This window comes from Bosea vestrisii (assembly GCF_030144325.1).
Classification (GTDB): domain Bacteria; phylum Pseudomonadota; class Alphaproteobacteria; order Rhizobiales; family Beijerinckiaceae; genus Allobosea; species Allobosea vestrisii_A.
In genome coordinates this window covers 439529-461651 of the sequence record NZ_CP126307.1, presented here as the reverse complement: position 1 = coordinate 461651, position 22123 = coordinate 439529, and the positions used below count along the sequence as shown (strand labels likewise).

The 22123-nt window shown below is 66.2% G+C and carries 18 protein-coding genes; 12 read left to right on the top strand and 6 right to left on the bottom strand.

Annotated features, from left to right (window positions below):
* Positions 1-72 precede the first annotated feature (72 nt).
* Positions 73-1350 carry a M23 family metallopeptidase gene (locus QO058_RS02170; RefSeq protein WP_284170105.1) on the bottom strand — a complete coding sequence of 426 codons (1278 nt, stop codon included), beginning with the start codon at positions 1348-1350 and terminating at the stop codon, positions 73-75.
* Positions 1351-1499: 149 nt separating this feature from the next.
* Entirely contained in the window at positions 1500-1964 is a 465-nt protein-coding gene (locus QO058_RS02165; RefSeq protein WP_284170104.1) for a peroxiredoxin, read from the bottom strand.
* A 302-nt stretch (positions 1965-2266) separates the two neighbouring features.
* On the opposite strand from QO058_RS02165, the gene QO058_RS02160 reads away from it, so the two are divergent.
* On the top strand, positions 2267-4297 hold the full coding sequence (locus tag QO058_RS02160) for an AsmA family protein (protein WP_284170103.1): 2031 nt from the start codon (positions 2267-2269) through the stop codon (positions 4295-4297).
* Entirely contained in the window at positions 4194-5780 is a 1587-nt protein-coding gene (locus QO058_RS02155) for a hypothetical protein (protein ID WP_284170102.1), read from the top strand. Before QO058_RS02160 ends, QO058_RS02155 begins: the two co-directional genes overlap by 104 nt.
* A gap of 70 nt (positions 5781-5850) precedes the next feature.
* Here QO058_RS02155 and tyrS read toward each other — a convergent pair whose 3' ends face one another.
* Positions 5851-7101, bottom strand: coding sequence for a tyrosine--tRNA ligase (gene tyrS / locus QO058_RS02150; protein ID WP_284170101.1), 1251 nt, complete (start codon positions 7099-7101; stop codon positions 5851-5853).
* Between the two features lie 94 nt (positions 7102-7195).
* Positions 7196-7423, bottom strand: coding sequence for a YjiS-like domain-containing protein (locus QO058_RS02145; RefSeq protein ID WP_284170100.1), 228 nt, complete (start codon positions 7421-7423; stop codon positions 7196-7198).
* A gap of 119 nt (positions 7424-7542) precedes the next feature.
* On the opposite strand from QO058_RS02145, the gene gcvA reads away from it, so the two are divergent.
* The gene (gene gcvA / locus QO058_RS02140) at positions 7543-8493 is read left to right on the top strand and encodes a transcriptional regulator GcvA (protein WP_284170099.1); all 951 of its coding nucleotides are present in this window, start codon (positions 7543-7545) and stop codon (positions 8491-8493) included.
* A 10-nt stretch (positions 8494-8503) separates the two neighbouring features.
* Here gcvA and QO058_RS02135 read toward each other — a convergent pair whose 3' ends face one another.
* A complete protein-coding gene (locus QO058_RS02135; RefSeq protein WP_284170098.1) occupies positions 8504-9175 on the bottom strand; it encodes an alpha/beta hydrolase in 672 nt (223 codons plus the stop codon).
* Between the two features lie 289 nt (positions 9176-9464).
* On the opposite strand from QO058_RS02135, the gene QO058_RS02130 reads away from it, so the two are divergent.
* The 7 genes from QO058_RS02130 to QO058_RS02100 all read left to right on the top strand — a co-directional run bounded on the left by QO058_RS02130 (position 9465) and on the right by QO058_RS02100 (position 16284).
* Positions 9465-10670 carry a cysteine desulfurase family protein gene (locus QO058_RS02130; protein WP_284170097.1) on the top strand — a complete coding sequence of 402 codons (1206 nt, stop codon included), beginning with the start codon at positions 9465-9467 and terminating at the stop codon, positions 10668-10670.
* A 60-nt stretch (positions 10671-10730) separates the two neighbouring features.
* Positions 10731-12203 carry a Fe-S cluster assembly protein SufB gene (sufB, locus tag QO058_RS02125; RefSeq protein ID WP_284170096.1) on the top strand — a complete coding sequence of 491 codons (1473 nt, stop codon included), beginning with the start codon at positions 10731-10733 and terminating at the stop codon, positions 12201-12203.
* 113 nt (positions 12204-12316) lie between these two features.
* Positions 12317-13069, top strand: coding sequence for a Fe-S cluster assembly ATPase SufC (gene sufC / locus QO058_RS02120; RefSeq protein ID WP_126111140.1), 753 nt, complete (start codon positions 12317-12319; stop codon positions 13067-13069).
* The gene (locus QO058_RS02115; protein WP_284170095.1) at positions 13069-14418 is read left to right on the top strand and encodes a SufB/SufD family protein; all 1350 of its coding nucleotides are present in this window, start codon (positions 13069-13071) and stop codon (positions 14416-14418) included. Before sufC ends, QO058_RS02115 begins: the two co-directional genes overlap by 1 nt.
* A 57-nt stretch (positions 14419-14475) precedes the next feature.
* A complete protein-coding gene (locus QO058_RS02110) occupies positions 14476-14628 on the top strand; it encodes a tautomerase family protein (protein ID WP_284173074.1) in 153 nt (50 codons plus the stop codon).
* Position 14629: 1 nt separating this feature from the next.
* Positions 14630-15868 carry a cysteine desulfurase gene (locus tag QO058_RS02105; protein ID WP_284170094.1) on the top strand — a complete coding sequence of 413 codons (1239 nt, stop codon included), beginning with the start codon at positions 14630-14632 and terminating at the stop codon, positions 15866-15868.
* Positions 15869-15945: 77 nt separating this feature from the next.
* Positions 15946-16284, top strand: coding sequence for an SUF system Fe-S cluster assembly protein (locus QO058_RS02100; protein ID WP_284173073.1), 339 nt, complete (start codon positions 15946-15948; stop codon positions 16282-16284).
* Positions 16285-16362: 78 nt separating this feature from the next.
* Here the strand turns inward: QO058_RS02100 and QO058_RS02095 are convergent, their stop codons facing one another.
* Positions 16363-18468 (bottom strand): caspase family protein, encoded by a 2106-nt coding sequence (locus QO058_RS02095; protein ID WP_284170093.1) that lies wholly within the window; start codon positions 18466-18468, stop codon positions 16363-16365.
* A gap of 428 nt (positions 18469-18896) precedes the next feature.
* Between QO058_RS02095 and QO058_RS02090 the strand changes: the two genes are divergently transcribed.
* Positions 18897-20408, top strand: coding sequence for a caspase family protein (locus tag QO058_RS02090; protein ID WP_284170092.1), 1512 nt, complete (start codon positions 18897-18899; stop codon positions 20406-20408).
* Positions 20409-20531: 123 nt separating this feature from the next.
* Positions 20532-22082, top strand: coding sequence for a methyltransferase domain-containing protein (locus QO058_RS02085; RefSeq protein ID WP_284170091.1), 1551 nt, complete (start codon positions 20532-20534; stop codon positions 22080-22082).
* Positions 22083-22123 lie beyond the last annotated feature (41 nt).

Sequence of the window (22123 nt, the reverse complement as noted above, 5' to 3'; positions counted from 1 at the left end):
GATCGCTGTGCGTGAATATTACAGCGATCTGTGAAGCTGTCGTGGCCACTGGAGCGCCTGAAGGCGCAGGCCTCAAACCCGCCCGGCGAGCTTGTTGCCGGCCCGCAGGAAACGGTTCGGATCGATAGGATCGCCGTCGAGGCGGGTTTCGTAGTGCAGATGCGGCCCGGTCGAGCGGCCGGTCGAGCCGACGCGGCCGATGAGGGTCCCGCTGGTCACCGTCTGGCCCAGGCTGACCAGGATCGCCGACATATGAGCGTAGCGTGTGGTGAGGCCGTTCGCGTGCTCGATCTCGACCATGTTGCCGTAGCCACCCGAATATTCGGCGGTCACGACTTTTCCCGGGCCGGTGGCGCGCACCGGCGCGCCGTGCTCGGCACGCAGATCCATCCCGGTGTGCAGGGCGGCCCCACGCGTAAAGGGGTCGGCGCGGTAGCCATAGTTGGAGCTCAGCTCGAGTTCTCCGTCGAGCGGCCTGTTCAGCGGCAACCGCTCGACGAGGCCGCGCAAGCCAAACACAGCCGCTATGCGCGGCTGCAACGAGCTTAGCGTAGCCTCGAAGGGACCCGCCGCAGGGTCGATGTTGAGGGGAACGAGCGGCCCGCCGACGCCCTTTGTGACGGAGTTCGCGGCCGCGAGCTTGTCGGTGTCGAGCCTGGTTTCCGCGAGCGCGCCGCGCAGCGTCTTCTGGGTCTCGCCGAGGGTCTGGTCGATGTCGCGCAGGGCTGCAAGCTGGGCGGCCGAGCTGCGCTCGATCGATTGATCGAGCTGGATCAGCGCTCCGGCGACACGCTTGGCCGGCGGCACCGGCTCCTCGGCCTCGCCCGATTGCCAGGGGGCAGGGCGGTCGTCGGCGCCGCGCAACGGCAAGGTCTCCGGAGCCGGTGTCGGCTTGCCGGATGCGAAAGGCGCGAAGCTGGTGACGCCGGAGGCACGGATCGGCTCCTCGGGCTTGATCATGCGCTGGCGAAGCGGGTTCTTCGCCGCTTGCGACACCCCGATGCCGGCCGATTGCAGGCTCTCGGCGACGGCGTTGACCAGGGACTGCCGCGATTCGAGTTCGGCCTGGCGCGTGGCGATCTCGCCGACACGGGCCTCGACCCCGTCCTGATCAAGCAAGGCACGGCTGGCGAGCCGGTCGACATCGGCACGCAACACCGCGATCCGGTCCTCATAGGCGTATTGGCGCGAGGTTTCACGGCTGATCAGCCGCGCGGCGAGATCGTCCTTGCGCAGGATGTACCAGCTCGTCGCACCGCTCCAAGCGGTGGTCAGCGCCAGCAGGCTCAGGCCGAACAATGCGGTGGAGCGGCTGATCGTGAAGTTGCGGCGGGACAGGACACCCGTCACGGGAAGTGCGGGGCCGGGAGCTTGGGCACGAGAATCCGAGGGAATCATACGCAAAACCGAGTTAACGCTGCGATGGTTCGATTAGACCCCGTTAGGGTTAATCAATCGCAAACCGTGGCCGATTTCGCAGGGTTTCGGCCTCATAAGCGTCAGAGCGCCCGGGCAGCGGCGAGCACCTCCTCGGCATGGCCCTTGACCCGGACCTTGGCCCAGACGCGAGCGATGTTGCCCGTCGCATCGATCAGGAAGGTGCTGCGCTCGACACCCATATACTGACGTCCATACATCTGCTTCTGGACCCAGAGGCCATAAGCTTCGATCGCTGCCCGCTCCTCGTCCGAAACGAGAGTGAGTCGCAGCCCGTATTTCTGTTTGAACTTGTCGTGGCGCTTCACCGAATCCGGCGAGATGCCGATCACGGTCGCGCCCGCGGCGGCGAATTCCTCGCGCAGTGCGTCGAAGGAGAGGGCCTCATTGGTGCAGCTTTGCGTGTCGTCCTGCGGGTAGGCGTAGAGCGCGACCGTGCCGCCACGCAGGCTGGAGAGCGTCAGGGTTCCGCCGCCATCCGTCGGCAAGGTGAAGTCTGGGGCCGCAATGCCTTCGTCCAACGCCATCTTCGCCTTCCTTTGGTCTCGATCACGTGCAACGGCCGGGCAAGCCGCCAGAAACAACCCGGCTCAGACCACTAACCAGAACCGCCGGGAACGAATCAGCTAGCTTGCCGTTGCTGTACCGCTCCCCGGATCAGGCGCATCATGAGGACAGCATGGCGGCCCGGCTGCCGGAGCCGTTACATCGATCCGCACGATTCGAGCAGCAAGACAAGAAGCGTTTCCGTTTGACCGAGAACAGCAAGATCAGCGCGACTTCCGCACCTGGCGCGACCCCCGCGGCGGAATGCCAGGAGGTGGCCGCCGTGGCGAAACGCGCCTGGCGCGGCATCGTCACCATCTTGACCGAGAACAGCAAGATCAGCGCGACTTCCGCACCTGGCGCGACCCCCGCGGCGGAATGCCAGGAGGTGGCCGCCGTGGCGAAACGCGCCTGGCGCGGCATCGTCACCATTGCAGTGGCGGTGTGCGTCGCGGTGGTGACCCTCGGTTTTGTCTCGGCCGCCTTGCTGGTCAGCGGCTTCATCCCCCTTTCAGGGCTGGAGGGCCGCATCTCCACGGCCATCGAGGAGCGGCTCGGGCCGAACTGGACGGTCACGGCCGAGCAGGCCGAGCTCGATCGTGTCGACGGTCGTTCGCGCTTGCGGGTTCGCGAGGTCTCGTTCCGGCATGCCGGCGGGGCTTCGTTCCGGGCGCCGGAGGCGGTCCTCGGTTACGACGCGATGGCGCTGCTCCGCGGCAATATCCGCCTGGTCTCGCTCGACCTGCGCGGCGTCAACATCCGGCTCGGCGTCAGGCAGGATGGCTCGCTGCTGCTCGAGCAGGATGCCCAGCCGGAGCAGGCATCGAAGACGCCCGTGGCCGGCGATCCGGTCGATTGGGACGCCTTCGCCGGTGCCATGAATGCGATCGGTGCGCTGGCCTCGAACGAGGGTCTGCTCGGCTCGCTCGAAGTCGCCGGCATTGGCGGGGCTCGAGTCACGCTGATCGATCCGGCCGGGCGGCAACGATCCGGCCTGGAGGACGTCGATATCAGATTGGAGCGGTTCGGCGACGGGCAGGCCCGTCTGTCGATGAAGGGGCGGATTGGTCCGCGCTGGAAGGAGCTGGCCATCGATCTGTCGAGCGCTCCTGACGGTACGCGCACCGCCACAGTCGATATTCAACGTTTCGAGCCGGCCGAGGCGGTGGCGCTCGCCTTCGGCAACGCCACCGTGGCGCTCGATGGCCTGGCGCTCAGCGGCAAAATCTCACTGACCCAGACGGGGAACGGCGAGCGCAGGATCGCGGCGGGGCTGTCCGTCGCTCCGGGCGTGGTCAAGGTCAATAATGCCGGGCTAGACCCGATCCAGGTCCAGGGGGCGAAGCTCGATTTCACCAGCGAGGACGGCCTCAAGACGGTTCGGATCGCAACCGCGGAAATCCAGGCCGGTGAGACGAAGCTTGCCGGCAGCGGTCAGGCGCGGAACGAGGGTGGCATCTGGCGGCTGGCCCTGGATGGAGCCGGGCAGGTCGCCGGCATCGGCAAGGACGCGGCCGTCGCGATCTCGGCGCTGCGAACGCAGGTCGATGTCGATGCTGGCGCGGGCGAGATCCGGCTCGAGCAGCTTTCGATCAAGGGGCCACTGATCAACGCCGAAGGCTCCGGCATCGCGCGCCGGCGCGACGACCAGAATTCGCATCAGTTCCAGATCAGGGCGGTCGACACCGATATGCGGACCGCGCTTGCGATCTGGCCCGCGGTGACCTCGCCGGACCTGCACGGCGCGCTCGTGGCGATGGTGCAGAGCGGCCGGGTCGAAGAGATCGACGTCAAGGTGACGATGTCGCCGGAAGCGAACATGCGGCTCGCGAGCGGCAAGGGCATGGACAATGACGCCGTTGCCGTGAAGCTGAAGGCCTCGCAGGTCAGCTTCCTGCCCAATCCGGGCCTGCCGCTCCTCACCGATGCGCGCGTCGTGGGCTCTACGACCGGCCGCACTGTCGACCTCGTCATTCCGCAAGCCACGGCCGAGCTCGGCGACGGTCGCAAGCTGACATTGAGCGAAGGTACCTTCGCGATGTCCGACACTTGGGCGTCCCGGCCGCAGGCCCAGATGAGCTTCAAGTCGACGGGCTCCGCCGATGCGCTGGTCGCTCTCCTCAACTTCCCATCCCTGCGCGAGTTCTCGCCGCTCAAGATCGAGCCGGGGGGCGCTGCGAGGTGCTGTCGATCTGACCAGCCAGCTCTCCTTGCCGCTCGTCAACGACCTGCAGTTCCCCGACGTCGTGATCCGCAGCAGCGGCGCCCTGTCCAATGTCGCCTCCGACAATCTGCTCGGCGGCGAGAAGCTTGAAGGCGCCAATCTGGCGCTGACCTATGATCGCGGTCAGCTCTCAATCAAGGGCGACGGCAAGGTCGGCGGCGACAAGGCGCCGATCGAGCTCAAGCAGAACGCCAAGGGGCAGGGCGAGGCGACCGTCTCGCTCGCGCTCGACAACGCCGCACTCAAGCGGCGAGGCTTTGGCCCCGAGACCGGCATCAGCGGACCGGTGCAGATCAAGGTGATCAAGCCGCTGGGCAAGAGCCCGGAGGCGCCGCCGCGGGTCGAGGTCGACTTGACCAAGGCCGCGATCGATTCAGGCGTACCAGGCGTGAGCAAGCCTGCGGGCCGGGCCGGCAAGGCGGCTTTCACCTATGTCGTCGACGACGATGGCCCGGATCTCGAAGACCTGACGATCGAGAGCGCGCCGCTGCTGGCCAAGGGGCGTATCTCGCTGACCAAGCAGAACACGTTCGAGAGCGCCAGCTTCTCGCAACTGCGCCTGTCGCCCGGCGACAGCCTGACCAAGGTCGAGATTGGCCGCGACGGCGGCGTGACCAAGCTCTCGGTGCGCGGGCAGGTGCTCGATGCCCGCCCATTCATTCGCGATCTGTTCGATGCGCCAGCAGCTCCGACGCGCGGCGCGCGGGGTGGCCAGAGCGCCGCGTCGGGCCCCGACTTCGATCTAGATCTCGAGGTGCCGATCATGACCGGCTTCAACAATGAAGCGCTCGGCAATTCCCAACTCAAGCTCTCGCGCCGGAACGGGGCCATTCGCTCGGTCGCCTATCAGGGCCGCATCGGCAAGGCCGATCTCTCGATCAAGCAAGCGAGGCAGGGCGAGAGCGCCGGCCAGTTGGTCATGCAGTCGGAAAACGGCGGGGCGACCCTGCGCTTCCTCGACCTCTATCGCCGCGCCTATGGTGGCGACCTGATCCTGCAGCTCGGGGCCGGCGAAGGGCGCCAGCCTGGCGAGCTGCTCCTGCGCAATTTCACCGTGCGAGACGAGCCGGCCTTGCGCCGCGTCGTCGGCCCACCGGGCTCCCAGGCGCCGAATGCGCTCGACAGTACCGGAGCGCCGGCTCCGCGCATCGATGCGAGCGATGTCGCCTTCACCAAGCTGAAGGCCGAGTTCGTGCGCAGCGCCAGCCGGATCGACGTCAGCGACGCGGTGCTGTGGGGCCGCGAAGTCGGCTTCACTATCCAGGGCAGCGTCGATTATGGCCGCGACCGCGTCGACATCGGTGGCACCTTCGTGCCGGGCTATGCGTTCAACAACGCTTTCGCGCAGGTGCCGGTGGTCGGCATGATCCTCGGCGGCGGGCAGTATGGCGGCCTGTTCGCGGTGAATTTCCGGGTCTCGGGTTCGGCCAGCCAGCCGACGATGACGGTGAACCCGCTCTCGGCGATCGCTCCCGGCATTCTGCGCCGCTTCGTCGACCCGCTTGGCGGTGGCCCGCTGGAGCAGACTCGCCCCGGTGCCAGATTGCCCGCGCCGGGTGCCGCAGAGCGCTAAATCCAAATGCGCTCCGCTCGCGGTGTGCAAGCTGAGCGCTCAAACCATCTCTTGCTGGCGATCGCGGCCGTCAGACCGGCCGCAACAGGACGTGCTTCTTCTTGCCAAAGGAGAGCTTGACGGCGCCGTCGACCAGATCGGCCGGCGACAGTGTTGCGCGCTCATCGCTGACCTGAGCATCGTTGACGCGCAGGCCGCCGGCCTTGATCTGCCTGCGGGCCTCGCCGGTCGATGGCACGAGACCGGCGGTGACGAAGGCATTGAGCACGCCGACCCCGGCCTTGAGCTCGACTGCCGGCACCTCGACGCTCGGCAGATCGTGCGCTGTCGTACCTTCCTCGAAGGTCTTGCGGGCGGTCTCGGCTGCGGCCTCGGCCGCCTCACGGCCATGCAGCAGCGCCGTCGCCTCAGTGGCCAGCACCTTCTTAGCCTCGTTGGCCTCCGAGCCGCCGAGCGCCGCGAGCTTGGCGATCTCGGCCAGCGGCAGGCGGGTGAACACCTTGAGGAAACGGCCGACATCGGCATCCTCGGTGTTGCGGAAATACTGCCAGAACTCATAGGGGCTGAAGAGATCGCCGTTGAGCCAGACGGCGCCGCTGGCAGTCTTGCCCATCTTGGCGCCGGATGACGTCGTCAGCAGCGGCGTCGTCAGCGCGAAGAGCTGCTTCCCGTCCATGCGGTGCGCGAGGTCGACGCCGTTGATGATGTTGCCCCACTGATCGGAGCCGCCCATCTGCAGGCGGCAACCATAGCGGCGGTTGAGCTCGACGAAGTCGTAGCCCTGCATGATCATGTAGTTGAACTCGAGGAAGGACAGCGACTGCTCGCGATCGAGCCGCAGCTTCACCGAGTCGAAGGATAGCATCCGGTTGACCGAGAAATGCCGGCCGACCTCGCGCAGGAACTCGACATAGTTGAGCTTGAGCAGCCAGTCGGCGTTGTTCACCATCAACGCATCGGTCGGGCCGTCGCCATAGCGCAGGATGCGCGAATAGACCTTCTTGATGCTCTCGATATTGGCGTTGATCTCCTCGATCGAGAGCAGCTTGCGCTGGTCGTCGCGGAAGGACGGGTCGCCGACCATCGAGGTGCCGCCACCCATCAGCGTGATCGGCCGATGCCCGGTCTCCTGGAACCAGTAGAGCATGGTGACCGAGATCAGGTTGCCGATGTGCAGGCTGGTTGCGGTCGCGTCATAGCCGACATAGGCGGTCTGTGGCCCCTGTCGGCAGAGCGTGTCCAGCTCCTCCGGGTTGGAGACCTGATGGATGAGGCCGCGCTCGTCGAGCGCACGCAGGAAGTCCGATTTGAAGGTGGTCATGGCGGCTTGCGATCTGATCTTTGTCGTCCCGCCGTCGTCTAGAGCATGTTCCGCTAAAGTGGAAACCGCTTTTGCGGCGGAACCGCCGCGGGCCTCATCCGGGAATGCGATCGAGCCATAGCCCGGCGCGGATGCTGCGGTGCGGTGGCTCCAGGACTTCGCGTGTGAGCCCAAGGTCGCGGAGCGCGCGATCGTCCAGCGTCGCGAGAGGGTAACGCGTGGGAGCGGCGCTCGAGTGGCGCTGCCAGAGCGCCAGCAGGCCGTGCAGGAGGGAAGCGCCGCTGCGTGGGGCGAGCGGCGCCGTTTGCGAAAGGCAGGTCATGATCCGATCCTCGGAGAGGCAGGCGGCAGCGCCCGCTGATGAGATGAATCTGGGCCTGACAGGGCGGGGTGACAAAGCGGAAGATTGTCACCTGCCATAAAGAGAGCTTATGCTTTGGCATGCCCGCGCCTTCGCCGCCGCCCAAGCTTCCGCCTCTCGCCGCGGTCCGCGTCTTCGAGGCTGCGGCGCGCCACCAGAATTTCACCCGCGCCGCCGAGGAACTCGGCATGACCCAGGCTGCCGTGAGCTATCAGATCCGGCTGCTGGAGGATCGCGTCGGGGCTGCCTTGTTCGTGCGCCAGCCGCGCCAGGTCGTGTTGACGGCGATCGGCCAACGGCTCGCAGGGCCGGTAGGCAAGGCGCTCGCCGATATCGGGACGGTGTTCCGCGACATCTGCGAGGCAAACCAGACGGTCCTGACGATCTCGTCGCTGCAGACAATGGCAATCACCTGGCTGTCACCGCGGTTGGCCCAGTTCCAGATCGAGAACCCGCAGTTCGCCGTGCGCGTCAGGACTTCGCAGCATCTCGTCGATTTCGCCACCGAGGCTGTCGATCTCGCCGTGCGCTATGGGCCGGGCTCATGGCCAGGCGTCGCGGCGGAGAAGCTGTTCGCCTGCCATTATGCGCCGCTCTGTTCCCCCGAACTGCGCGAACGGTTGCAACTGCGCGAGGCGGCCGATCTGCTGCGCGCGCCGTTGCTCAGTCCCGACGAGACGTCTTGGAAGGTCTGGTTCGCCGATCTCGGCCTCGACCAGCCTCAGCAGGGCGGCCGGGCGATGTCGCTGGAGATGCAGGCGATGAATGTCCAGGCCGCGATGCGCGGGCACGGCGTCGCGATGGCCGTGCCCGAACTCTTCGCCTACGATATCGCGGCCGGGCGGCTCGTCTTCGCGGTGGAGCACGCCATACGCGACCAGTGGGCCTACTGGGTGGTCTATCCGGCGGAACGCCAGCGCGAGCGCAAGCTCAGGTTGTTCCGGGACTGGATACTGGCGGAGGCGCGGGCAGCGGAGATGACGCTGCCGTTCATGGCCTCGAGCCGGGGCTTGATCCACCCATCAACGTGAGCCAGGCGGCTCAGACCTTTTCCTGCTCGCTCTTGAGGATCTCGGGGCCGACCTTGCGGTCGAGATAGGCGCTGACCTGTTCCATCAGCTGGTCGACGCGGCCGTCGAAGAAGTGGTTGGCGCCTTCGACCACGGCGTGCTCGATCTGGATGCCCTTCTGGGTCTTCACCTTCTCGATCACAGCCATGACCTCCTTGACCGGCGCGACGCGATCTTCCGAACCGTGCACGAACAGGCCCGACGAGGGGCAGGGAGCGAGGAAGGAGAAGTCGTAGCGGTTCGCCATCGCCGCGATCGACATGAAGCCTTCGATCTCGGGACGGCGCATCAGAAGCTGCATGCCGATCCATGCGCCGAAGGAGACGCCGGTGATCCAGCAGCTCTTGGCCTCCGGGTTCAGCGCCTGCATCCAGTCAAGCGCAGCTGCGGCATCCGAGAGCTCGCCGGCGCCGTGGTCGAACTGGCCCTGGCTGCGGCCGACGCCGCGGAAATTGAAGCGCAGGGCCGAGAAGCCGCGATTCACGAAGGTGTAGAACAGGTTATAGACGATCTGGTTGTTCATCGTCCCGCCGAATTGCGGGTGCGGGTGCAGGATGATCGCCAGCGGCGCGCCACGCTTCTTGGCGGGCTGGTACCGGCCCTCGATCCGGCCGGCCGGTCCGTTGAAAATCACCTCTGGCATCGCATCTCGCCTTTTTCGGGTGAGGCACGCGGGCGGCCGGCTGAAAAGCGGCGTTTCTGCCGCTGAAAAGCCTGCTCACCCTTGACGGCCCCGCCGCTCGCGCCCTACATGAAGCGCTTAGAATGGTTCTAACAGCCGTGAACAGAACTGGAACATGCGAGCGAGAGCTGCTTGCGGTTCCGGTCCATCGCGGCTCGGACGGGCGGCTATAGCACGGCGCAGGGGTGCGATTTCAAGCATTTCGTGCCGCGTCTTCGGGCAAGCCCTCCGGAGCGGAGCAAAAGCGCAGGTGTTTGCGACGACCCGCAGCTATCTCGACCACAACGCCACGACGCCGGTGCGGCCGGCTGTGGCGGAGGCGATGCTGCGGGCCTTGCAGATGCCGGGCAATCCGTCCTCCGTCCATAATGAGGGCCGGGCGGCTCGCGGTGCTATCGAGCAGGCGCGCCAGCAGGTTGCGTCGCTCGTCGGCGCCAAGGCGAGCAATGTCGTCTTCACCAGTGGCGGCACCGAGGCCAATGCGACGATCCTGTCGCCGGGCCTCAGCGATTGCAGTGGCGCGCGCGATTGCGTGCGGGCGCCGGTGACGCTGCTGTTGCACAGCGTCAGCGAGCACCCTTGCGTGCGCGACGGTCATCGCTTCCCTGCGGATCAGGCTGAAGTGATCCCTGTTGATAGTGAGGGGCTCGTCGATCTCGGCTGGCTCGATGAGCGGCTTTCGAGGTTTGCGGCAGAGCAGCCGGATGAGCGCGCACTGATATCGGTGCACCTTGCAAACAACGAAACGGGCGTGTTGCAGCCGATCGCCGAGATCGTCACCATCGCCAGGCACTATAGCGCGCTCGTGCATTCCGACGCCGTCCAGGCCGCCGGCAAGATCGCGATCGATATCAATGCCTTGGGCCTCGATGCTCTGACATTGTCGGCCCACAAGATCGGCGGCCCCAAGGGCATCGGTGCGATCGTCTTCCGGACCGGAGCGCTCGAACTCGCCGACAAGCCCCTGCGCGGCGGTGGCCAGGAACGCGGCTGGCGCGCCGGCACCGAGAACCTGCCGGGCATCGTCGGCTTCGGCGTTGCAGCGGAAGAGGCGGGCAAGGCGCTTGCCACCGAGGCGACCCGGCTGGCTGCGCTGCGCGACCAGTTGGAGACGCGGCTCATGGCGCTCGCGCCCGATACGGCGATCTTCGGTGCCAGGGCTTCGCGCCTGCCCAACACCTCCGCCTTCGCGACGCCCGGCATCAAGGCCGAGACGGCGCTGATCATGCTCGATCTTTCCGGCGTCGCCCTGTCCTCGGGCTCGGCCTGCTCGTCCGGCAAGGTCAGGCGCTCGCACGTCCTGACAGCCATGGGTGTTGACCCTGTCATGAGCGAAGGGGCCTTGCGCGCCTCGCTCGGATGGACCACCTGCGAGGCAGACATCGACCAATTCATCGCGGCCTATGCGAAGGCGCTGACCGCGAACCCGAACCGGAAGGTTCAGGCAGCCGCCTGAGGCCTTCCGCAAGAGCAAGACCGAACCGGCGGGCCTTGAACCCGCGACAGGAGAGTAGAGATGGCAGCGGTCCAGGAGACCATCGACCAGGTCAAGTCGATCGACGTGACCGAGTACAAATACGGTTTCGTCACCGAGATCGAGATGGACAAGCCCGCCAAGGGCCTGACCGAAGACACGGTGCGCTATATCTCGGCCCGCAAGAACGAGCCGGAATGGATGCTGGAATGGCGGCTCGACGCCTTCCGGCGCTGGAAGACGATGACCGAGCCGACCTGGTCGCGCGTCAACTATCCGCCGATCAACTATCAGGATATCTACTATTACGCCGCGCCGAAGAAGGGTGCCGATCCGAAGTCGCTCGACGAGGTCGATCCGGCGATCCTGAAACCTACAAGAAGCTCGGTATCCCGCTGCGCGAGCAGGAAATCCCTGGCCGGCGTCGCGCCGGAGAATCGCGTCGCGGTCGACGCCGTATTCGACTCGGTCTCGGTCGTCACCACCTTCAAGAAGGAGCTGGCGCAGGCTGGCGTGATCTTCTGCTCGATCTCGGATGCGATCAAGGAGCACCCCGAGCTGGTGAAGAAGTACCTCGCCACGGTCGTGCCGGTGACCGACAACTATTTCGCGACGCTGAACTGCGCCGTCTTCACAGACGGCTCCTTCGTCTACATCCCCAAGGGCGTGCGCTGCCCGATGGAGCTGTCGACCTATTTCCGCATCAACGAGCAGAATACCGGCCAGTTCGAGCGCACGCTGATCATCGCCGATGAGGGCTCCTATGTGAGCTATCTCGAAGGCTGCACCGCGCCCAAGCGTGACGAGAACCAGCTGCATGCGGCGGTGGTCGAGCTGATCGCGCTCGACGATGCCGAGATCAAATACTCGACCGTGCAGAACTGGTATCCGGGCGACGCCGAGGGCAAGGGCGGCATCTACAACTTCGTGACCAAGCGCGGCGATTGCCGCGGCAGGAACTCGAAGATCTCGTGGACGCAGGTCGAGACCGGCTCGGCGATCACCTGGAAGTACCCGTCCTGCATCCTGCGCGGCGACGGCTCGCGCGGCGAGTTCTATTCGATCGCGGTCTCGAACGGCGCGCAGCAGGTCGATAGCGGCACCAAGATGCTGCATCTCGGCAAGAACACGACGTCGAAGATCATCGCCAAGGGCATCGCGGCCGGAAAGTCCGACTCGACTTATCGCGGCATGGTTTCGGCCCATCGCAAGGCGACAAACGCGCGCAACTTCACCAACTGCGACTCGCTGCTGATCGGCGACCAGTGCGGCGCCCACACCATCCCCTACATCGAGGCCAAGACCTCGACGGCCGTGTTCGAGCACGAGGCAACCACGTCGAAGATCGGCGAGGACCAGATGTTCTACTGCCAGCAGCGCGGCCTCTCCGAGGAGGAGGCGGTGGCGCTGATCGTCAACGGCTTCGTCAAGGAGGTGCTGCAGCAGCTCCCGATGGAGTTCGCCGTCGAGGCGCAGAAGCTGATCACAATCTCGCTCGAGGGCTCCGTCGGCTGAGCCGGTCAGTGTCGGGCCTGTCCCGACCCTCCACGCCTTTTCTTTGAAGCGCTTACGTCGCGGAGGCTCGGCACAAGGCCGGGCATGACGCGGCAGGAAATCGGAACTGAACGATGCTCGAAATTCGCAATCTCACCGTCAAGATCGCCGACGAGGACAAGCAGATCCTCAACGGCCTCAACCTAACCGTGAACGCCGGCGAGGTCGCCGCGATCATGGGGCCGAACGGCTCCGGCAAGTCGACGCTGTCCTATGTCATCGCCGGCAAGGAGGACTATGAGGTCCTTGATGGCGAGATCCTGCTCAACGGCGAGAACCTGCTGGAGATGGAGGCCGACGCCCGCGCCGCCGCCGGCATCTTCCTCGCCTTCCAGTATCCGCTGGAGATCCCCGGCGTCGCCACCATGACCTTCCTCAAGGCGGCGATGAACGCGCAGCGCAAGGCGCGCGGCGAGGCCGAGTTGCTGACGCCGGACTTCATCAAGCGGGTCAACGGCGCCGCCGACAAGCTCGGCATCGACCGCGAGATGCTGCGCCGGCCGCTCAATGTCGGTTTCTCCGGGGGCGAGAAGAAGCGCATGGAAATCCTGCAGATGGCGCTGCTGTCGCCGTCGATGTGCATCCTCGACGAGACCGACTCCGGCCTCGACATCGATGCGCTGCGCATCGTTGCCGAGGGGGTGAACGCCCTGCGGGCCCAGAACCGCGGCTTCCTGGTGATCACCCACTATCAGCGCCTGCTCGATCATATCGTGCCCGACACCGTGCACGTCATGTCGAAGGGCAGGATCGTCAGGACCGGCGGCAAGGAGCTGGCGCTCGAGCTCGAGAAGAGCGGCTATGCCTCCTATGGCGAGGCCGCGTAATGGCGCTCATCACCCCGCTCAAGACCGCAGCCGAGCAGCAGCTCGCCGAGCAGTTCGCCAACATCAAGGCTGAGCTGCCGGGCGCCGGCGCGATGCGCAAGCTGCGCGAGGATGCCTTCGCCGGGTTCGAAACCAAGGGCCTGCCGCATCGTCGGCTCGAATCCTGGCGCTATACCGACCTGCGCAACCTGGTTCGGGAGGCGATGCCTTTGGCGCGTCGCCCGGCACGGCCGCAGGCGATCACCGACCGGCTGGCGCTGCAGACCATCGCCGGCCGGCGCTTCGTCACCATCGACGGCATCTTCAGCGCGGCTGATTCCGACTTGCAAGGCCTGCCCACCGGCATCACCGCACGCAGCCTCGCCGAGGCGCTGACCGAGGCGCCGGATGAGATCGCGGCCGCCTTCGCCGTGCCGGAGGTGGCGCGCGACGACGGCGCCCTGATGCTCAATTCCGCCTTCGCTCAGGACGGTGTCGTGATCGAGATCGCTGATGGCACGGAGCTCGACCAGCCGCTGGTGCTGCTAGCCCTCGGCTCCGGCGAGAGCGAGGCGTCAATTGTCTCGCGCTCGCTGGTCAAGATCGGAGCCGGCGCCAAGGTCACGATCGTCGAGCTGCACGAGAACGTTGGCCCGGCGCCGGTGCAGATCAACCACGCGACCGCCTTCGTCATCGGCGACGGCGCCGAGGTCGAGCATGTGCGCATGGTCACCCGCCAGCGCGCCGAGACCGTGCAGGTGCAGTCGCTGCTCGCCGAGCTCGGCGCGCATGTCTCGTTCGACTCGGTCGCGGTTGCGGTGAATTGCGGCGTGCTGCGCCAGCAGAGCTTCCTGCGCTATGGCGGCGAGCATACCCGTGCGGCGCTGCGCGGCATCAACCTCTTGCGCAAGCAGGAGCATTCCGATGTCACGCTGGTGATGGACCACGCGGCGGCTCATGGCGAGAGCCGCGAGCTGTTCAAGACCATCATCGAAGGCGAGGGCACCGGCGTCTTCCAGGGCAAGGTCATCGTCCGCCAGCATTCGCAGAAGGTCGACGGCAGCATGAAGAGCCATGCGCTGCTGCTGAACGATGGCGCGACCATGTTCAACAAGCCGGAGCTCGAGATCTTCGCCGACGACGTGGTCTGCGGCCACGGCGCGACCGTGGCGCAGATGGACAGCGATCAGCTCTTCTACCTGATGGCTCGCGGCCTGCCGCGGCCGCAGGCCGAGGCGCTGGTGCTCGCCGCCTTCGTCGGCGAGGTCTCGGACATGGTCGGCGACGAGGGTGTTCGCGAGATCGTCGGCCGCGAGATCGACTGCTGGCTCGGCCAGCGCGATGGTGCCCCCAAGCCCGGAGCTGTCTGATGCCTTACGTCAACCTGCAGATCACCAAGGGGCGCGACGCGCGAGCAGAAGGCCGAGATCGTCAAGGAGTTCACGCAGACGCTCGCGCGCGTGCTCGGCAAGAACCCGCAGAATACCCATATCGTGATCCAGGAGATCGAGCGCGAGGATTGGGGGCATGCCGGCACGCTCGTCGCTGACCGGCCCGCCCAGCCTTCCGGAAAGGCCTGAGATGAACGCGATCGCGAAGCCCTACGACGTCGAGACGATCCGCAAGGACTTCGCGATCCTCTCGCGCGAGGTCTACGGCAAGCCGCTGGTCTATCTCGACAACGCCGCCTCAGCGCAGAAGCCGGAAGCGGTGATCGAGGCGATGACGCGGCTGATGCGCGAGGACTATGCCAACGTCCATCGCGGCCTGCATTACCTCGCCAACGCCTCGACCGAAGCCTATGAGGCGGCCCGTGAGAGCGCCCGGCGCTTCCTCAACGCCGCCCATACCGAGGAGGTGCTATTCACCCGCTCCTCGACCGGGGCGCTGAACACGGTTGCCTCCTCGCTCGGCCAGTATCTCAAGATCCAGGACGGCGACGAGATCATCCTCTCGATCCTGGAGCACCATTCCAACATCGTGCCCTGGCACTATTGGCGCGAGCGCTATGGCGCCGTGATCAAATGGGCGCCGGTCGACGAGGATGGCAATTTCCTCATCGAGGAGTTCGAGAAGCTGATCACGCCACGCACCAAGGTGGTGGCGCTGACGCATATGTCGAACGCGATCGGCACCATCGTCCCGATCGCCGAGGTCGCGAAGATCTGCCAGGCCTATCGCATCCCGCTGGTCGTCGATGGCTCGCAAAGCGCCGTGCATCTGCCGGTCGACGTCCAGGCCCTGGGCTGCGATTTCTACGCCTTCACCGGTCACAAAACCTATGGGCCGACCGGCTCCGGCATCCTCTGGGGCAAGCGCGAATGGCTCGAGAAGCTGCCGCCTTACGAGGGCGGCGGCGAGATGATCGCGACGGTCAGCGAGGATGCGATCACCTATAACGATCCGCCGCACCGCTTCGAGGCCGGTACTCCCGCGATCGTCGAGGCGGTCGGCCTGGGTGCGGCGCTCGACTACATGATGGCGCTCGGGCGCGAGAACATCGCGGCGCATGAGGCCAGACTCAACGCCTATGCCATGCAGCGGCTCGGCGAAATGAATTCGATCCGCATCTTCGGCAAGGCTAGGGAGAAGGGCGCGATCATCGCCTTCGAGCTCGCCGGCGCCCATGCCCATGACGTCGCGACGGTGATCGACCGGGCCGGCGTCGCGGTCAGGGCCGGCACGCATTGCGCCATGCCGCTGCTGGCCCGCTATGGCGTGACCTCGACCTGCCGTGCGTCCTTCGGCCTCTACAATACGCTGGAGGAAGTCGATATATTGGTGGAAGCCCTGCGCAAGGCGGAAGAGCTGTTCTCGTGACGCTCCGCCTCGTGCCGACCGGAAGTTTAGCGATGACCGAGACCGTTGTTGAAGACTTCAAGCCGAACGCGCCGACCATGGGCGCGAGCTCGGGCCTGCCGCCGGAGGAGATCGACCGGCTGACCGACGACATCGTCGCGGCGCTGAAGACCGTCTACGATCCGGAGATCCCGTCCGACATCTACGAGCTCGGCCTGATCTATCGCGTCGACATCGCCGACGACCGGCAGGTCGCGATCGACATGACGCTGACCGCGCCGGGCTGCCCGGTCGCTGGCGAGATGCCGGGCTGGGTCGAGAACGCGGTCGGCGCCGTGCCGGGTATCTCGGGCGTGACCGTCAACATGACCTTCGATCCGCCCTGGGACCAGTCGCGCATGTCGGACGAGGCCAGGGTCGCGCTCGACATGTGGTGAGCGCGGAAGCTTCACCATTTTCGCAAACAGGAAAGGCCGCTGCGATGCAGCGGCCTTTTTTCGTTGTCGTGATGTCCGTCAGAAGCCGAAATTGAAGCCGGCCTTGACGATATCGCCTGCCGTGCGCATCCGCATGGTCGCGTATTGGCCCGGCGCCAGCCCGGTGAAGTCCTGCAGCAGCATCTGCTTCTGGCCGAGCTCGTAATGGGTATAATCGAGCCGGATCGTCATTCTGGGAGCGATTGCATACTCGACGCCGCCACCCAGCGCCCAACCGTGGAAGATGCCCGAGCGCGAGCCGCTGGCGGCCGAAGTCGTTTGCAGATTGTCGGGCAAAATCGAGCCCTTCTGTTCGACGAGGCCGTAGGCATAGCCGCCGGTGCCGTAGACCAGGAAATCACCGAGCACGACGCCGGCGCGCGCGCGGACGGTGCCCAGCATCGAGAGCTCGTTGCTGGAGCGCGTGGTGAATTGCGTACCGGGATTGGCGGAGACGCTCTGCGAGCCGCCCAGGCGCGTGGCGGAAAGATCGGATTCGGCGCCGATCACGACTGCGCCGATCTGGTAGTTGAAGCCGAACTGGGCGCCCCCAACGGCGCCCGCTCCATCCGGCGTTAGGCTGCGTGGGACCGCCGCCGGGTTGATCGCCCAGGGAGCGAGCGCTGGCACGCCGAGGGCTGTGACGGCCGTGGTGTTTGTCGTCGTCGTGATAGTCGTTCCGGGAATCGGGCTCGTGACCGTCGTGGCTGTCGTCGTGGTGGTCGTCGTGGTCGTGGTTGTCGCCGGTGTGGCGAGAGGGCTGCCGAAGGGGCCTTCCACTGTGGTACGCCCGCTCTGCTGCCCGCCGCCAAGCGAGCCGCCGACATAGAAGCCGGTCCAGCGCGGCTGGTCTGGCAGGATGGCCGGCAGGGCCGGGGCATAGATCGGAGGTGGGGGTGGCGGTGCGCTCTGCGGCTGCCGCGGCGCACCGGGGCCGCCGGGCGAACGTGGCGTATAGTCGGCGCGGCGGACACGTGGCTGCTGCACGGCCGGACAGATCGGGCAGGTCTGGGCGACCTGGACGCGGTTGCGGCTGGGCGCGGTGGCGGCCAGGCGCAGCGCCTCGTTCTCATGCTGCGAGCCGGGATAGAGGCGGGCGAAAAGCTTCAGGGACTCGGCGTCGCCGGCGAGCACGGTCTCAGCCCAGGCAGTTTCCTCGGTACGCTGGGACAGGATGCGGTGCAGCCTCAGCGCGCTCTGGTCATCGGGGTTGGTGTCGAGCGCGGTGCGATAGATGTCGCGGCGATCCCAGGCGATGGCGGTGCGAGAGGCGTCGGCCGGCGACATTGAGCGCAGCGCCGCAGTTGTCGGGCGGGTTGCGAGCGGGACGGCACCGGCGATCGCCGGCTGCGCCTGAGGCGCCCCCGGCGGACGCTGGAAGAAGCTGACATCGGTGATAAGCGAGGAGGTGTCCCAGGGAATCTGGACGCCGCTGGTGGCATCGTAGACGGCCAGGCGAATGCGGCGGAAGACCTGCTCCACCGGCAGGCCGGGCTCGCGCGCCTCCCGCAAGAAGGCGGTGGTGAAGGGGCTGTTGGGGCCAGTGCCGTCGGCTGCGGTCGATCCCGGCGAGGTCGCGAAGGCGACGAAGGTGCCGCTGTTGGAGTCGATGCGAGCGAGGCCGGCTTCGCTGCGAATGCCTTCGTTCGCGCCATCGACCATCTGCAATGCCAGCCCGCGGGAGAGTTCGCGCGCGGCGAAGGGATTGTTGCGGCAGGCGTCGAGGATCGCGATCTTCGATCTGGCGCCGGCTGCATCGAGCTTACGCAGGATCTCGGTCAGCGAGAGCGACTGGTTCGGGATATTGCCCGAAGTTTCCGGCCGCACATCTGTCGGCAGGATGTAATTCGCGCCATCGAGCTGGACGGCATGGCCGGCATAGTAGACGAGCGCGGTCGAACCGGTGCCACCCTGCTTGACCTTGTCGACGAAGACATCGAGGGCGCTGCGCAAGCCTGCGAGCGAGAGATCGGTCGCGGCGGTGACGTCGAATCCTGCCTCCTGCAGCATGGCCCGCGTCGCATTGGCGTCGTTCAAGGCGTTCGGCAGCTTGGCTATGTTCTGGTAGGCGCCGTTGCCCATGACGAAGGCGAAGCGCCTTTGCTGGGCTGCTGCCGGCGACGTGATCAGGGTGAGAGTGGCCATAATGGCGCCTAGCGCCAGCAGGACACAGATGGGTAGCCGCAGGCCAATACGCATGGCGCCTCCTCGGCAGCCCAGCTGGAACTGGGGCCGCAACCGATTCGTGTCGTACCGTCAGCAGCGTCAGACTAGCGGTGACCATGCCGCCATGTGAACAAGATTATGCCGCGAAACTGACGCAAGACGACACTGTGTGCGTTTGGCCACGGCCGGCGACCGGCAAGGCGCTGCTGCCCCGGGGCTGCGGAGCAGTCCTGGCGAGAACCGCTGTAACCGGCACAAGGCTTGGGCGATCCTCCCGATCTACGCTCTTCTTCGAGCGGCACGGTTATCTTCGGACGGGGAGGTTCGAGCTATCCGCCTGTCGCCATAGGCGGATACAACTGGATTTTCGGGGTCACTTTCCTTAGGGTGACGCAGGGAATGGTGCCATGACCGCAGCCGTCAGATTTTGCGCACTGATCGCTCTTCTCGCGCATTTTGTCGCGCTGCCGGCGCTTGCCCAGACCCAGGAGCGTCGCGTCGCACTGGTGATCGGCAACTCCGCCTATAAGAACGCGCCCGCCCTGCCCAATACCCCGAATGATGCGCGTGACACCGCCGAGGCGCTGCGCAAGGTCGGTTTCGAGGTGGTCGACGGCATCGATCTCGACAAGCGCGGCATGGATGCCGCCGTGTCCCGCTTCGCGCGCCTCGCCCAGGATGCCGATGCGGTGATGTTCTACTACGCCGGCCACGGCTTCCAGTTCAACGGCGAGAACTTCCTCGTGCCGGTCGAGGCCAAGATCGATGACGAGGTCTCGGTCCAGTACGAGACGGTCAAGCTCAGCGAAGTGACCACCGCGCTGGGCTTCGCCAAGGGCGTCAAGATCATGGTGCTCGACGCCTGCCGCAACAATCCCTTCCTCGCCCAATTGTCGAAGAAGTCGACGACGCGCAGCATGTCGGTCGGCGCCGGCCTCGCGCCGATCGTGAAGGCGCAGGGCATGGTCACCGCCTATGCGACGCAGGCGAACGATGTCGCTGCCGACGGCGCCGGTCGCAACAGCCCGTTCACGGCGGCGCTGGTGCAGGAGATCAAGCAGCCCGGCCTCGAGATTGCGACCATGTTCCGCCGGGTGCAGAAGGCGGTCTACGATTCCACCGGCGGCAAGCAGACGCCGGAGCTTTCGCTCTCCCTGCTCGGCGATTTCTACCTCAATCGCGAAGAGACCGACGCCGACATCTGGAAGCAGCTGCGCAGCAGCGACAACGCTGCCGAGATCAAGGCCTTCATCCAGCGCTTCCCGACGAGCTTCTTTGCTGTCGACGCCAAGACGCGGCTCGACCTGATCGAGCGGCGCAGTGCCTCGCCTGATCGCGAGAAGAGGGAGCAGGAATTCGCGGCCCGCGAAAAGGAGCTGCTCGATCGCGTCCAGAAGGCCGAGAAGGACCGGCAGCAGGCTGCGGTCGATCTTGCCGGCCGCGATGCCGGCAAGGGCGATGGCGAGCGTTCCGTGCCGAAGCCGGGCGAGGCCCCGGCGGCAAAGCCCACCGATGCGAGCGAGCGCGACCGTCTCGCCAAGGAACTCGCCAAGCGCGAGCAGGAGCTGGCGGCGCTCGAAACCGAGAAGGCGAAGCTGATCCAGGAGCGCCAGGATCGCGAGAAGGCAGTGGCGACGCGCAATGACGCCGGCGGCGCGACCGAGTTGCCGGCGCCCCAGAAGCCGCTGCTGCCCAGCACGAGCGCCCGCCCGCAGCGGCAGGAGCCGCGCGAGCTCAAGCCGCAGCAGCGTGTGGTGGTCGATCGCAAGTCGACAGGAATCCTGACCGGTGGCGTCGAAGCCGAGCCGGAGCCGCGCAATGCCCGTGGTCGCAAGCCGAGCAAGCCGGCCGCCGTCGCAAACGATTGCGCCGACGCCCTGCGGGCCCAGATCGGCGGCAGCGCTAACAACTGCCGCTGAGACCGTCTCGCGCCGACAGTGGCAGGGGCAAAGGGCTGGAGGGCTGGCGATCGTTCGCGAGCTCAGGCCGTCTCAAGAATGACCGAAATTGCAGTCCAACGCATGCGATAGGCGGATTTCTCGATGAACGATATGGCGACGAATCCTTACGACGCGGTCGCCTATCCCGGGCATGCCTTCGCGCAGACCCACCCTGCGCATCTGGCGACGATCGCGCATGTGCACGGCATGACACCGACCCCCACGACGGCGATGCGCGTCCTCGAGCTCGGCTGCGGCCGCGGCGGCAACCTGATCCCGATGGCGCTGCAATGTCCGGGGGCGGAACTGGTCGGCATCGACCTGAGCGGGCGGGCGATCGCGCACGCCAGGGCGGACGCCGCCGAGCTCGGTGCCACCAATGTCAGCTTCCACCATCTCGACATCATGGCCGCGTCGGCTGCGCTCGGCCGTTTCGACTACATTCTCGTGCACGGGGTCTATTCCTGGGTGCCGCAGATGGTGCGCGAGCGGATCCTCGGGCTATTCGGCGAATTGCTGACGCCGCAGGGCATCGCTTATGTCAGCTACAACGCTCTGCCGGGCTGCCGGCTGCGCGATCTTGCCCGCGACGTCATGCTGTTCGAGACGCGCGACATCGACGATCCGATCGAGAAGGTCCGGGCGGCGCGGGCGGCGATCAAGCGTTTCGCCGAGGCAACCGATGGCGACACCTTCTATGGCGCGGCCTTGCGCGAGCGCATGAAGCAGATCGAGACGATTCCCGACAACGTCCTTTATCACGACGATCTCAACCCCGGTGCGCGCGCCTTTGCGCTGCACGAGGTGCTGGCGGCGGCGGAGCCTCATGGGCTGCAATTCCTGGCCGAGGCGTCGTTCCCGAACAATTTCGGCGGCGCCCAAGGGCCGGCGCAGCGGGTGCTCAACGAGATCCCGATCACGGATCCCTTGCGGCAGGAACAATCGCTCGATCTGCTGATCGGCCGCTGCTTCCGCCAGACCTTGCTCTGCCGCGCCGATGTCGCGCTGCATCGCGGCTTCTCGCGCTTCAGCCTGGAGCCCTATCATCTCGCGGCGAGCGTCAACGAACTCGAGGAAAAGGACGAGAAGCGGCCGGGCGCCGTGAGTTTTCTGTTCGCGGAAGGCGTGCGTCTCGCCGTCGACCTGCCGGCAGCCATTGCTGCGCTGCGGGCGCTCGGAAAGGCCTGGCCAGGCAGCATCAGCCATGACGAGCTCGCCGCGCTGGCCTTGGACGAGGCGCAGGACAGCCTCGGCTCCGACCGTGCGCGCGAGATCGGCCGCCTCAACGAAGCGTTGACCGCGATCTACCGTGCCGGCCTGCTCGAGATCAATCTGGAGCCGCATCGGCTGACCACGCGCATCAGCGAGCGGCCGCTCGCGAGCCGGCTGGCGCGGCGCCAGGCGCTGACCAGCCAGGAGGTCACCGACCTGCGCCATCGCGCGGTCGCGCTTGATGGCGTTGTCGTGCGCAAGTTCGTCACCCTGTTGGATGGGACGCGGACGCCGGCGATGCTGCTCGACGAGGTCAACGCCTTCCTGACGGACGCGCACGCCTCCGGTGGTGATACCTCGGCCCTGCCGAAAATGGCTACGGCAGCGGAGGTCGACATGCATTTGAAGGATGTCGCGCGGCTGGCCTTGCTGGCAGGCTGAGCTTGCTGTGGTCGGACCGCCTGCGTATTGCGGAGCGCGGC

Coding starts and splice junctions, on each gene's coding strand:
- sufC (WP_126111140.1), top strand. CDS start 12,317: ATGCTCGAAATTCGCAATCTCACCGTCAAGATCGCCGACGAGGACAAG.
- QO058_RS02085 (WP_284170091.1), top strand. CDS start 20,532: ATGAACGATATGGCGACGAATCCTTACGACGCGGTCGCCTATCCCGGG.
- QO058_RS02105 (WP_284170094.1), top strand. CDS start 14,630: ATGAACGCGATCGCGAAGCCCTACGACGTCGAGACGATCCGCAAGGAC.
- QO058_RS02145 (WP_284170100.1), bottom strand. CDS start 7,423: ATGACCTGCCTTTCGCAAACGGCGCCGCTCGCCCCACGCAGCGGCGCT.
- QO058_RS02135 (WP_284170098.1), bottom strand. CDS start 9,175: ATGCCAGAGGTGATTTTCAACGGACCGGCCGGCCGGATCGAGGGCCGG.
- QO058_RS02090 (WP_284170092.1), top strand. CDS start 18,897: ATGACCGCAGCCGTCAGATTTTGCGCACTGATCGCTCTTCTCGCGCAT.
- QO058_RS02115 (WP_284170095.1), top strand. CDS start 13,069: ATGGCGCTCATCACCCCGCTCAAGACCGCAGCCGAGCAGCAGCTCGCC.
- QO058_RS02100 (WP_284173073.1), top strand. CDS start 15,946: ATGGGCGCGAGCTCGGGCCTGCCGCCGGAGGAGATCGACCGGCTGACC.
- QO058_RS02165 (WP_284170104.1), bottom strand. CDS start 1,964: ATGGCGTTGGACGAAGGCATTGCGGCCCCAGACTTCACCTTGCCGACG.
- tyrS (WP_284170101.1), bottom strand. CDS start 7,101: ATGACCACCTTCAAATCGGACTTCCTGCGTGCGCTCGACGAGCGCGGC.
- sufB (WP_284170096.1), top strand. CDS start 10,731: ATGGCAGCGGTCCAGGAGACCATCGACCAGGTCAAGTCGATCGACGTG.
- QO058_RS02095 (WP_284170093.1), bottom strand. CDS start 18,468: ATGGCCACTCTCACCCTGATCACGTCGCCGGCAGCAGCCCAGCAAAGG.
- gcvA (WP_284170099.1), top strand. CDS start 7,543: ATGCCCGCGCCTTCGCCGCCGCCCAAGCTTCCGCCTCTCGCCGCGGTC.